The sequence below is a fragment of the Nocardioides marinisabuli genome, from assembly GCF_013466785.1.
GTDB lineage: Bacteria > Actinomycetota > Actinomycetes > Propionibacteriales > Nocardioidaceae > Nocardioides > Nocardioides marinisabuli.
Map to the genome: position 1 here is coordinate 1,536,037 of NZ_CP059163.1, position 12,501 is coordinate 1,548,537.

Consider the following 12,501-nt stretch of genomic DNA (forward strand, 5'->3'; position numbering starts at 1 on the left):
TGATAGAAGCAGTTTTCTCATCGCGGGGATATATCGCTACGATATGTCGCATGGCACGCCGTGGAGAGACCATCGAGCTGGCAGTCCTCGGACTGCTGCACGAGGGACCCATGCACGGCTACGAGCTGCGCAAGCGGCTGAACCTGATGCTCGGCTGGGGCCGGGTGCTCTCCTACGGCTCGCTCTACCCGACGCTGAAGAAGATGCTGCGCGCCGGGCTGATCGAGGAGTCCGCGCCCACCCGCACCCCGGTGAGCCGCCGGCCCCGGATCACCTACCAGGTGACCCCCGCCGGCACCCTCGAGTTCGAGCGCCTGATGTCGGAGGTCGGCCCCACCGCGTGGGAGGACGACAACTTCGACATCCGCTTCGCCTTCTTCTCCTCCACCGACATGGAGATCCGCCTGCGGGTCCTCGAGGGACGCCGCACCCGGCTCCAGGAGCGCCTCGAGCGGGTGCAGGGCCAGCTGTCGATGACCCAGAAGGAGGTCGACCGCTACGCCGCAGAGCTGCAGCGCCACGGCGTCGAGTCGGTCGAGCGCGAGGTCAAGTGGCTCTCCGACCTCATCAACGCCGAGCGCGGCGTGGCCCACCCCGGCCCGCACGAGCGCACCACCGGCGAGCAGCACGACGACCTGCCCGAAGACCAGCACGAAGACCAGCACGTCCCACCGGCCGCCTCACCCGAGGTGCCGGCGACCACAGCTCGACTCGCCGGCCCCGCGGCCGGCGAGTCGTGAGACAAGGAAGGAACGACCCGATGGGTTCGGTTCGAGTAGCAATCGTGGGAGTCGGCAACTGCGCCACCTCCCTCGTCCAGGGTGTCGAGTACTACAAGGACGCCGACCCCGAGGGCAGCGTCCCCGGTCTGATGCACGTCATGTTCGGCGACTACCACGTCAAGGACGTCGACTTCGTCGCCGCCTTCGACGTCGACGACATGAAGGTCGGCAAGGACCTCTCCGAGGCCATCCACGCCTCGCAGAACAACACGATCAAGATCGCCGACGTCCCGACCCTCGGTGTCGAGGTCCAGCGCGGCCCGACCCTCGACGGCCTGGGCAAGTACTACCGCGAGACCATCGAGGAGTCCGGCGCCGAGCCGGTCGACGTCGTGCAGGTGCTGCGCGAGCGCGAGGTCGACGTGATGGTCTCCTACCTGCCCGTGGGCTCGGAGGAGGCGGACAAGTTCTACGCGCAGTGCGCCATCGACGCGGGCGTCGCCTTCGTCAACGCCCTGCCCGTCTTCATCGCCTCCGACCCCGAGTGGGCCAAGAAGTTCGAGGACGCCGGCGTCCCGATCGTCGGCGACGACATCAAGAGCCAGGTCGGCGCCACCATCACGCACCGCGTGATGGCCCGCCTCTTCGAGGACCGCGGCGTCACGCTGGACCGCACCTACCAGCTCAACGTCGGCGGCAACATGGACTTCAAGAACATGCTCGAGCGCGAGCGCCTGGAGTCCAAGAAGGTCTCCAAGACCCAGGCCGTCACCTCCAACCTGACCGGTGAGCTCAAGGGCAAGATCTCCGACCGCAACGTCCACATCGGTCCCTCGGACCACGTCGAGTGGCTCGACGACCGCAAGTGGGCCTACGTGCGCCTCGAGGGCCGCGCCTTCGGCGACGTCCCGCTGAACCTCGAGTACAAGCTCGAGGTCTGGGACTCCCCGAACTCCGCCGGCATCATCATCGACGCCCTGCGCGCCGCGAAGATCGCCAAGGACCGCGGCATCGGCGGCCCGATCATCTCGGCGTCGTCGTACCTGATGAAGTCCCCCCCGGTGCAGCTGCCCGACGACGAGGGTCGCCGCCGCGTCGAGGCCTTCATCGCCGGCGAGGAGTAAGCACCTCCCCCCAGCACGACCCAGCACGACCCAGCACCGAGGACGGCGCGGACCCACCGGGTCCGCGCCGTTCGTCGTACCCCCCTCGCGGGTGAGGGCGGTGAAGAAGGGCGGCCCGCTCGTAACCCGTGGCCCACGGGGGTCGTTGGCCCGGGGTACGCGCCCCTACCGGGGGCGCCCGTCTCGAGGACCACCATGCATCCCACACCCCGCCACCGCCGGCGACTCAGGGCCACCGCCCTGCTCGCCGCCGGCACCACCGCTCTCTCCGGTCTCGGCGCCCTCGGTCTCGGTGCGGCCACGGCTGCCACCGCCGAGCCCGCTAGCAGCCTCAGCAGCGCCACCAGCGCCGTCGCGGCGGCGTCCGCGCCCGGCGTCATCGCCGCCCCGCCCAGCAAGGCCTCCCTCGGCGACCTCGCCGTCGAGAACAGCTTCGTCTCCTCGGTCGGCTGGGTGAAGCCCGCCGAGAGCTACCCCTCGCGGATCCTCCTGACCAACGCGGGCACCACGCCGGTCACCGGCGTCACCGTCAGCGTCACCGCCCCGCGCGGCAGCACCATCACCGCCGTGCGCCCGCCGAGCGGCACCTCGACCACCCCGGTCGCCTCCGGCGGCACCGACACCCTGACCTGGACCGTGCCCCTGGTGCCCGCCGGCAGCGCGGAGTCGCCCGCCCGGGTCACCCTGGTCCTCGAGCACGAGGCCGACTCGCTGGCCCAGGAGCCCACCATCGTGTGGCGCGACCTGTCCAGCACCGCGAAGGTGACCCGCGCGGCCCAGAGCACCAGCGTCACCAGCCACGGCCCCAAGGTGATCCCGCCCAACGAGATCTACGAGACCGCCCGCTACGGCGACCGGCCGTTCCCGATCGTGCCGGTGCAGTACACCGACCGGAAGTACCAGGCCACCCACACCGGCGGTCAGCTCGAGAAGATCATCAACGACCCGACCTTCGAGGGCTCGACCTTCAACCTGTTCCAGGAGATGAGCCTGGGCCAGCTGTTCCCCGAGGGCACGGTGCCCTCCGCGGGCCTCGACGGCACCGACTTCGCCTACGAGCCGGGCTTCGACTTCACCGGTGTCGAGCTGGGCCAGACCTGCACGGGCGGCCTGACCTACGCCGACTCCCCGCTCGACCCGGCCGGCACGCCGCTCTACCCCGAGCGGATCAGCGACGGCGTCTACAACCTGCCCGGCAACACCGCCTACTACGGCGCCGACGCCAACGGCTCGGCCCTGGTCGGCGCGCTGGCCGGGGTCGGTGCGCTGCAGGCCATCGACAGCGGCTGCGGCACCCCGGGCAAGATGGTCTACGACGCCGCCGCGATCGCCGACCCCGAGGTCGACTACTCCGACTTCGACACCGACAAGGACGGCGTCGTCGACTTCTTCATGGCCGTCTTCGCCGGCTGCGGCGGCAACGGCGCCTCCCAGCTCACGATCCTGGGCTGCGAGTACACCGACGTCTCCTACGACAACGTGTGGCCGCACTCCTCGTCGCTGGAGTTCTACTACACCGACCCCGAGACGGGTCTGGCCGGCTTCACCACCGACGACCAGCTCAAGGACCTCGAGGGCCGCCCGCTCTGGTACACCGACACCACGCGGACCACGATGACCACCACCGACAAGGGCAAGGACCTCGTCGTCTACGTCCGGGTCGGGCCCTACAACGTCAACCCCGAGACCGCCATCGACGCGGCCAGCGTCATCAGCCACGAGTACGGCCACTCGCTGGGCCTGCCGGACTTCTACTCCACCGGCAGCCGCGAGACCTACGGCGACTGGAACCTGATGGCCACCGACCAGTCGCAGAACATGGACGCGTTCTCGCGCCAGGAGATGGGCTGGGTCGTCCCGCAGGTCCTCGACGCCTCGACCTCGGTCACCGGCTGGAAGGACTCCAAGACCGACATCGACGCCATCACCTGGCAGACCCCCGACGGCACGCCGTACACGCTGCGCGAGGGCACCGACGGGCGCGTGCAGAACTCGCCGATGTACGTCGCCAAGCTCCCCGGCCGCCAGCTCCTCGACCCGGCCGTCTTCGACTCCGGTGACAAGGCGAGCAAGACCCACGCCTGGTGGTCGGGCTCGGGCAACGACTTCGGCTGCGCCCCGCAGAGCGGTCGCAACCTCGACGTGGCGATCCCGCAGCTGGCCACCGTGCCGGCGGGCAGCACCGTCGAGCTGTCGATGAAGTCGTGGTGGGACATCGAGTGGGACTACGACTACGGCTTCGTGCTCACCACCACCGACGGCGGCAAGACCTACACATCCAACGAGTCGGAGAACGGCTACACCACCTCCAACACCGACCCGTTGGCCGGCAACCCCAACCAGAACCAGTGCCAGGCCACCTTCGACCACGGCCTGACCGGCACCTCCGGCAGCTACGCCGCCGGCTCGGAGGCCCTCGACCGCAAGCTCGGTGAGACCCCCGAGGCCGTCTTCCTCGCCGACCGCTACGACATCAGCGAGCTGGCGGGCAAGGAGGCCGGTGCGCTGCGCTTCAGCTACGCCACCGACCCGGGCCTGGCCCGGCCCGGCTGGTTCGTCGACGACCTCAAGGTCACCGTGACCGAGCCCGGCAAGGCGCCGTACGACGTGCTGGTCACCGACCTGGAGACCAGCGGCGGGCCCGACGACGGCCGGATCTTCAACGGCGGCTGCCGCAAGGACCTGACCGTCGCCCAGAGCTGCACCCAGGGCTGGAAGTTCCTCCAGGCCGGGGCGGCCTCCGAGCAGGACCACGCCTACTACCTGGAGATGCGCGACCGCTCCGGGTTCGACTTCGACGGCAAGGGGCAGGCCGACCGCGGCGGCGCCGCCTTCGAGGCCGGGCTCTCCCTGGTCTACACCGACGAGGCGCACGGCTACGGCAACACCGGCACCGACAACCCGCCGGCGCAGTCGCCGCTCGACGCGACCCCGACGCCGGGCAGCGACACCCCTGAGCTGAACGACGCGGCCTTCACGGCCGCGGCCGCCCGCTCGAGCTTCTCCGACGCCCCGGCGAAGCCCCACGTGGACAACTACTCCGACCCGAGCACCACCTCGGGCGACTGGGAGTTCGCCTTCGGGTGCCTGGGCTTCACCGTGAGGTCGATGTCGGGCGACGACGCCGCACCGGCCAACAACCTCACCGGCGACGTCGACCTCACCGTCGGCTCCGGCTGCGGGGAGTTCAACTACGGCTACCTCGACGAGGAGCCCGCCGCCGACAACACCGCACCGGAGGCCGTCGCCAAGGCGACCCCCACCACGGTCGGCACCGGTGAGGACGTGACGCTCTCGGCCGAGGGCACCACCGATGCCCAGAGCGGCGTCGAGGACCTCGACTTCGTCTGGGACTTCGGCGACGGCGGCGAGACCAAGGACGCGACCGGCGAGGTCGTGACCGCGTCGTACGGCACGCCCGGCACCAAGACCGCCACGGTCACGGTGACCGACCCGCAGGGCGCCGTGGACACCGCGTCGGTGACCATCACCGTCACCGAGGACGGTGCCGGTGGCGGCGAGAACACCGCCCCCACGGCCGAGGCGAAGGCCAAGCCCGCGCGCGCCACCGACTCCCGCTCGGTGCGGCTCTCGGGCAAGGGCTCCAGCGACCTCGAGACCGGCTCGAAGGACCTGAGCTACACCTGGGACTTCCACGACGGCGGCAGCGAGGTCGACGCCCGTGGACGCCGCACCAAGCACCGCTTCCGCGAGGTCGGCGTCCAGAAGGTCACCCTGACCGTCACCGACGAGGACGGCGCCAGCGACACCGACACGATCCGCTTCCGCGTGCACCGCTTCTCGGCCTGCCAGTCCGGCAAGGTCGAGCGGTCGGGCTCGTGGCGCACGGTCGGCTCCCAGCGCGGCCCCGGCGGCAACTACTGCGACAACGCCGCCAAGGGCCAGGGCCAGGGCAAGGACGTGCTGCGCCTCGACTTCAGCGGCCCGCAGGCCGCCGTGGTCTACGGCACCGACGCCCAGGGCGGCAAGGCCACGGTGCTGGTCGACGGCCAGCGCGTCGGGGTCATCTCGTTCAAGAACGACGAGCCCTCGCGCCGGGTCAGCCTCGAGCGGGTCTTCAACGGCCTCGGCAAGGGCCAGCACACCCTCGTGCTCAAGGTCCGCTCGAAGTTCGCCTACGTCGACGGCTTCGTCACCAAGAAGTAGTCACCACCGCACCACCGACCGGCGCCGGTCCCCTCGGGGGCCGGCGCCGCGTCGTCGTACGGGGGGTCGCCGTCGGTCGAGCAGTGACGAGCGCCAGCGAGGAACGTCGTCGAGACCCCGCGAGAACCGCGCTCGCCGTACGCCATGGGCTCACCGGGTCTCGGCGACGCTCGAGCCTTCGGCCCTCACTGCTCGACCAACGGGGGGGGCACCGTTGGTCGAGCAGTGACGAGCGCCAGCGAGGAACGTCGTCGAGACCCAGTGAGGTGCGCGCTTGCCGTACGCCATGGGCTCACGGGGTCTCGGCGACGCTCGAGCCTTCGGCCCTCGCTGCTCGACCAACGGCGGGCGCCCTGGTTGCTCGGCCAACGGGGTGCCGCTGGCCGACCAGGCGGCGGTCAGGACTCGAGGGTGGCGCGCATCCGCTCGAGGGTGCGCTGCATGCCCTGCTGCATCTCCTGGCCGAAGGCGGGGACGCCGCCGAAGGCGACCTTGGTCAGGCCCTTGGAGAGGGGAGAGATGCCGTCGGGGGTCTCGCGGCGGTGCACGATGCGGGTGCGGGTGCCGTCGTCGAGGGGCTCGAGGGTGAAGGACCACACGGTCCAGTTCTCGGTGACCCGGAAGGCGATCTCGCGGTGCGGGTCGAAGCGCACCACCTTGGCCTGGGTGGGCCAGTGCATCCAGCCCCGGTGGTTGAGGTTGACCATCCGGCTGCCCGGCCCGACGGCGCCGCCGGGCACGAAGGTGCGGCGCACCTGCGGGCTCCACTCCGGCATCCGGCGCAGGTCGCTCACCAGCGCCCAGGTCTGGGCCGGGGTCGCGTCGACCTCGATCTCGGCACGCAGGTCGTGCTCGCGGTGGTCGGGCGCGTTGCTGGGGGTGGCTGCGGTGGTCATGAGCGGACCGTACCGTCGGTATGGGCCGGTCGGCTACCGCTGCGCCCACCAGGCGAGCAGCTCCTCGCGGGCGCGCTCCTCGCCCAGCGGGCCGTCGTCCATCCGCAGCTCGAGCAGGTGCCGGTAGGCCTGGCCGACCTCGCGCCCCGGCCCGATCCCGAGGATCTCCATGATCTGGTTGCCGTCGAGGTCGGGGCGCATCGCGCCGAGCTCCTCGGCCTCGGCCAGCCGCTCGATGCGGGCCTCGAGGTCGTCGTAGGTGCGAGCGAGCCGCTCGGCCTTGCGACGGTTGCGGGTGGTGGAGTCGGCGCGGGTCAGCACGTGCAGGCGGGTCAGCTGGTCGCCGGCGTCGCGGACGTAGCGGCGCACCGCCGAGTCGGTCCACTCCCCGCTGCCGTAGCCGTGGAAGCGCAGGTGCAGCTCGACCAGGGCGCTGACCGCCTCGATCTCGTCGTTGGAGAAGCGCAGCGCCTTCATCCGCTTGCGGGTGAGCTTGGCGCCCACGACGTCGTGGTGGTGGAAGGTGACGGTGCCGTCGTCGAGGAAGCGCCGGGTGCGCGGCTTGCCGACGTCGTGCATGAGCGCGGCCAGCCGCGAGACCAGGTCGGGCCCGCCGAGGCGCTCCTCCTGGTCGATCGACTGCTCCAGCACGGTCAGGGTGTGCTCGTAGACGTCCTTGTGGCGGTGGTGCTCGTCGCGCTCCAGGGCCAGCGCGGGCAGCTCGGGCAGCACCCGCTCGGCGAGCCCGGTCTCGACCAGCAGCGTCAGCCCGCGGCGGGGGTGCGGCGCCATGACGAGCTTGACCAGCTCGTCGCGCACCCGCTCGGCCGAGATGATCTCGATCCGCTCGGCCATCGCGGTCATCGCCGCGACCACGGACTCGTCGACGTCGAAGCCGAGCTGGGCGGCGAAGCGCGCCGCGCGCATCATCCGCAGCGGGTCGTCGGAGAAGGAGTCCTCGGGGGTGCCGGGCGTCCGCAGCCTGCGGTGGGCCAGGTCGAGCACCCCGCCGTACGGGTCCTCGACCTCGCGGCCGGGCAGCCGCACCGCCATCGCGTTGACGGTGAAGTCGCGACGACCAAGGTCGCCGGCCAGGGTGTCGCCGAACGCGACGTCGGGCTTGCGCGAGGACGGGTCGTAGGACTCCGAGCGGTACGTCGTCACCTCGACCTGCCACTCGCCCTTGCGGCAGCCGATGGTGCCGAAGTCGCGGCCCATGTCCCAGATCGCGTCGGCCCAGCCCTTCAGCAGCCGCTCGGTCTGCTCGGGCCGTGCCGAGGTCGTGAGGTCGAGGTCGTTGTGGTGGCGACCCAGCATCGCGTCGCGCACCGGCCCACCGACCAGGGCGATCTCGTGGCCGGCGTCGGTGAAGCGGCGACCGAGCTCGTCGATCACGGGGGCGATGCGGTCCAGCTCGGCGGCGACCGATCGCTGCACCTCGACCATGCTGAGGGGGGCGGGCTCGTCGTGGGGCACGGGCCGACAGTCTAGGTGCGCCTCCGCGCAGCGGGTGCGGTGCACGGTGCCCGGCCCCGTGACGGGGCCCCACTAGAGTCGGGGCGTGGTCCTCCCCCGTGCACTGCCCCCTGCCCACGGGGCCCGACCCGGTCGACCCGGTCGACGCAGGAGCCGCCGCGGGCGCCTGGCTGCGGGCACGCTCTGCGCCGCGCTGGTCGGCACGCTGGCCGCCGTGGGGGCGCCGAGCGGCACCGGGCCGGCGTACGCCGCCGCGGCCGAGGACCCCGCCGAGCCGCTCAGCGTCACCATCGACTCGCTGACGCCGGGCGAGCTGCCCCGGTCGGGCCCGATCGAGGTGACCGGCACCGTCACCAACGTCGACGACCAGACCTGGACGACCGTCAACCTCTACCCCTTCCTCGGCGACTCGGCCCTGACCACGCCGGCCGAGCTGAGCCGGGCGCGCGACACCCCGGTGCGCAACTTCGTCGGGGCCCGGGTCACCGACCCGGGGCCCTACGCGACGATCGAGACGCTGGAGCCGGGTGAGTCGGCCGACTACTCCTTCACCGTGGCCCGCTCGCGCCTCGACGTCGACGAGCGCGGCGTCTACTGGTTCGGGGTGCACGCCCTGGGCCAGGACGCCGCCGGGCGCGACCTCAACGCCGACGGCCGGGCCCGCACCTTCCTGCCCTGGGTCGGCGCCGAGGAGCGCAGCCTGCCGGTCTCGGTGGTGGTGCCGCTGCGGCGCCGGGTGCTCCACGAGGCCGACGGCCGGGTCGCCGGGCTGGAGTCGTGGAGCCGCGCGCTCGACGCCGACGGTCCGCTCGCCCGGCTGGTCGAGTTCGGGGCGGGCGCCGACGGCGCCCCGCTGACCTGGCTGGTCGACCCGGCCGTGACCGACGCCGCCGGGCGCCTGGCCGCCGGCAACCCCGCCCGGTCCATCGAGCCGACCATCGACCCCCGCGACCCCGACGCCCCCGACCCCGACGGCACCGACGGCACCGATCCCTCGGGGAGCTCGAGCCCCTCGGGCCCCGCCGAGGACGGGTCGACGGATGATCCCTCGGCCCCCGCGGACCCCGACTTCCCCGAGACCACCGGGACCGTGCCCGAGCGCCTCGGCGACGACGCCGTCGACGGGCTCGACGCCGAGCAGGCCGCGCTCGCGCGCAGCGCCGGCGACTGGCTCGACGACCTCGCCGCCGCGGTGGGGTCGGGCTCCCAGGTGCTCGCGCTGCCGTACGGCGACCTCGACGTGGCCGCCGCCTCGCGGCTGGCCCCCGAGCTCTACCGCTCCGCGCGCCGCCGCTCCGGCTCGGAGCTGGAGGGCGTCGAGCTGAGCACCAGCCCCGGGCTGGCCTCGCCGCTGGGCTTCCTGCCCGTGGAGGCCCTGGCCGAGGCCCGCGAGGACGAGACGATCCTGCTCACCGACCGGATGCTCGGCGGCCAGCGCGCCGACGACCCGCTGCCGAGCGTGGTCTCCATCGAGGGGCGCGACGTGGTGCTCTCCTCCTCGGGGGCCGTCGACGGCGGCCCGGGCCCGGGCGAGCGGCTGTCGTCGCTGGCGCTGCGCCAGCGGATCCTCAGCGAGGCCGCGGTGCGGCTGCTCGACACCGGTCAACGCTCCCCCCTGGTGCTGACGCTGCCGCTGGGCTGGGTGCCCGACGGCGACCCGGCCGACTTCTTCGAGGGCCTGGGCACCTCCTGGGTCGACCTCGACACGGTGGCCGAGGCGACGGCCGACCGCCGCGCGCGCCGGGTCGACAGCGACGAGCTGACCTACCCCGACTCGCAGCTCGAGGCCGAGCTGGGCGCCGCCGACCTCGCCGCCGCGACCGAGCTCGTGGCCGCCGGCCAGCACCTGCAGGACCTGCTCACCTTCAACGACCGGGTCGCCTCGGTGGTCTCCGCGCAGGCCTACCCGACCGCCTCCTACCTGACCCGCCCGGTGCGTGCCGCCGCGCTGCGCTCGGCCCAGGCCGCCACCGACGACGTGCGCGACCTGCTCGGCGCCGTCGAGGTGAGCGCCCCGCCCGGCGTGACCCTCTCGAGCGCCAGCGGCCGGCTGCCGGCGACCATCACCAACACCCTCGACCAGACCGTCACGGTGCGCCTCGACGCCCGCTCCGACCAGCCGATGACGCTGCGGGTGCCCGAGAGCATCGAGGTGCCGCCCGAGAGCTCGACCACGGTGCTGCTCAACGCCACCACCGAGCAGCAGGGGGTGCACAACGTGACCCTGGTGCTGACCGACGTCAACGACGTGCCGCTCGGTGACGTCGACGTGGTCCCGATCCGGGCCGCCCAGGTCAGCCGGGTGATCTGGCTGATCATGGGCGCCGGCGCCGCGCTGCTGCTGGGCGCCATCGTGGTCCGGCTCGTGCGCCGGGTGCGCGCGGCCCGCGCCGAGCACCCCGACGAGCACTCTTCCGGGCACCCCTCCGACGTCCCCCAGGAGCAGGCGTGAGCACCACCAGCACCGACGAGGAGCGCTCCAGCATCCTCGGCTCGTCGGCCGTGATGGCCGCCGGCACCACCTTCTCGAGGCTGAGCGGCTTCGTCCGGGCCACGCTGCTGGCGGCCGCGCTCGGCAACCTGCTGCACGCCGACGCGTTCCACATCGCCAACACGATCCCGAACATGCTCTACATCCTGCTGGCGGGCGGCGTCTTCAACGCCGTGCTGGTGCCCCAGCTGGTGCGGGCCCTGACGGACGACGAGGACGGCGGCGAGGCCTACACCAACCGCGTCGTGACCCTGGCCGGGCTCTTCCTGGCCGCGGTCACGGTGCTGCTGGTGATCGCCGCGCCGCTGGTGGTGGGCCTCTACACGACCGACTGGCCCCCCGAGGTCCGCGACTCGACGGTCGACTTCGCGCGCTACTGCCTGCCGCAGGTCTTCTTCTACGGCATGTTCGTGCTGGTCGGGCAGATCCTCAACGCCCGTGGCACGTTCGGGCCGATGATGTGGGCGCCGATCGCCAACAACGTGGTCGCGGTGGCCACCCTGGTGGTCTACCTGCTGGTCTTCGGCGCCGCCCGGGAGTCCGAGCGGTTCGCCGGGTTCAGCACCTCCCAGGAGCTGCTGCTGGGCCTCGGCTCCACCGCGGGCATCGCGCTGCAGCTGCTGGTGCTGCTGCCCTACCTGCGGCGCGCCGGCTTCCGCTACGCACCGCGCTTCGACTTCCGGGGCACCGGCCTGGGCCACACCCTGCGCCTGGGCGTGTGGACCGTCGGCTTCGTGGTGGTCAACCAGGCGGCGTACACCGTCGTGATCTGGTTGGCCTCGACCGGTACCGCCGGTCGTGACCCCGAAGGCACAGGCGCGACGGTTTACGCCGCGGCGTTCCTGATCGTGATGGTGCCGCACTCGATCATCACGGTCTCGCTGGCCACCGCGATCCTGCCGCGGCTCTCGGCGCGCGCCGCCGGCGGCGACCTGCGGGCGCTGGGCGAGACGCTCTCCTCGACGCTGCGCACCGCGCTGGCGGTGATCGTGCCGTTCGCGGCGCTGCTGCCGCTGCTGGCCCCCGACCTGCCCCGCATCCTCTTCGGGTACGGCGCCGCCGCGGACTCGGTCGACAACTACGTCACGACCCTGGCGCTCTTCGGGCCGGGGCTGGTCTTCTTCACCGTCCACTACGTGGTGCTGCGCGGCTTCTACTCCCTCGAGCAGACCCGCACCGTCTTCTTCGTGCAGTGCGCGGTCGGCGTGACCAACGTGGTGGTCGCCCTGGCCCTGGTGCTCAGCACCGGTGCGGCCTTCACCGCGCCCTCGCTGGTGCTGGCCTACGCGGCGGCGTACGCCGTCGGCTCGGTCGTGTCGTGGTCGGTGCTCTCGCGCCGGGTCGGCGGCCTGGGCGGGCGGGCCCTGCTGCGCTTCGCCGTGCGCGCGCTGCTGGTGGTCGCGGTGAGCACCTCGGTCGCCGCCGCAGCGGCCTGGGGCCTGCACCAGGTCGGCCCCGAGGAGAGCCGGCTGATGGCCGGCCTGCGGGTCGTGGTGACCGGCGCGGTCGACGTCGCCGTCTTCCTGGTCCTGGCCCGTCTGGTGCGCCTGCGCGAGGTGACCGACGTGCTGCGCACCCTCACCCGACGCGCCCCCGCCCCGCAGCACGACTGACCCCCCTACGAT

At 72.4% G+C, this 12,501-nt stretch carries 7 protein-coding genes; 5 read left to right on the forward strand and 2 right to left on the reverse strand.

Going from position 1 to position 12,501, the window contains the following annotated elements:
* Window positions 1-50: 50 nt before the first annotated feature.
* The 3 genes from H0S66_RS07415 (at window position 51) to H0S66_RS07425 (ending at window position 6,013) form a co-directional block, all read left to right on the forward strand.
* The gene (locus H0S66_RS07415) at window positions 51-740 is read left to right on the forward strand and encodes a PadR family transcriptional regulator (protein WP_179614822.1); all 690 of its coding nucleotides are present in this window, start codon (window positions 51-53) and stop codon (window positions 738-740) included.
* Window positions 741-760: 20 nt separating this feature from the next.
* Window positions 761-1,846 (forward strand): inositol-3-phosphate synthase, encoded by a 1,086-nt coding sequence (locus H0S66_RS07420; RefSeq protein WP_179614823.1) that lies wholly within the window; start codon window positions 761-763, stop codon window positions 1,844-1,846.
* Between the two features lie 195 nt (window positions 1,847-2,041).
* On the forward strand, window positions 2,042-6,013 hold the full coding sequence (locus H0S66_RS07425) for a PKD domain-containing protein (RefSeq protein WP_179614824.1): 3,972 nt from the start codon (window positions 2,042-2,044) through the stop codon (window positions 6,011-6,013).
* Between the two features lie 398 nt (window positions 6,014-6,411).
* On the opposite strand, the gene H0S66_RS07430 is transcribed toward H0S66_RS07425, so the two are convergent.
* Together H0S66_RS07430 and H0S66_RS07435 are read right to left on the reverse strand one after the other, a co-directional pair.
* Window positions 6,412-6,909: an SRPBCC family protein gene (locus tag H0S66_RS07430; RefSeq protein WP_179614825.1), complete on the reverse strand. Its 498-nt coding sequence runs from the start codon at window positions 6,907-6,909 to the stop codon at window positions 6,412-6,414.
* A 33-nt stretch (window positions 6,910-6,942) separates the two neighbouring features.
* Complete coding sequence (locus H0S66_RS07435; protein ID WP_179617248.1) at window positions 6,943-8,355, reverse strand: CCA tRNA nucleotidyltransferase; 1,413 nt, start codon at window positions 8,353-8,355, stop codon at window positions 6,943-6,945.
* Window positions 8,356-8,470: 115 nt separating this feature from the next.
* Here H0S66_RS07435 and H0S66_RS07440 point away from each other — a divergent pair, with 115 nt between their 5' ends.
* Both H0S66_RS07440 and murJ read left to right on the forward strand, forming a co-directional pair.
* Window positions 8,471-10,837 (forward strand): DUF6049 family protein, encoded by a 2,367-nt coding sequence (locus tag H0S66_RS07440; RefSeq protein WP_179614826.1) that lies wholly within the window; start codon window positions 8,471-8,473, stop codon window positions 10,835-10,837.
* The gene (murJ, locus tag H0S66_RS07445) at window positions 10,834-12,489 is read left to right on the forward strand and encodes a murein biosynthesis integral membrane protein MurJ (protein ID WP_258017150.1); all 1,656 of its coding nucleotides are present in this window, start codon (window positions 10,834-10,836) and stop codon (window positions 12,487-12,489) included. Before H0S66_RS07440 ends, murJ begins: the two co-directional genes overlap by 4 nt.
* Window positions 12,490-12,501 lie beyond the last annotated feature (12 nt).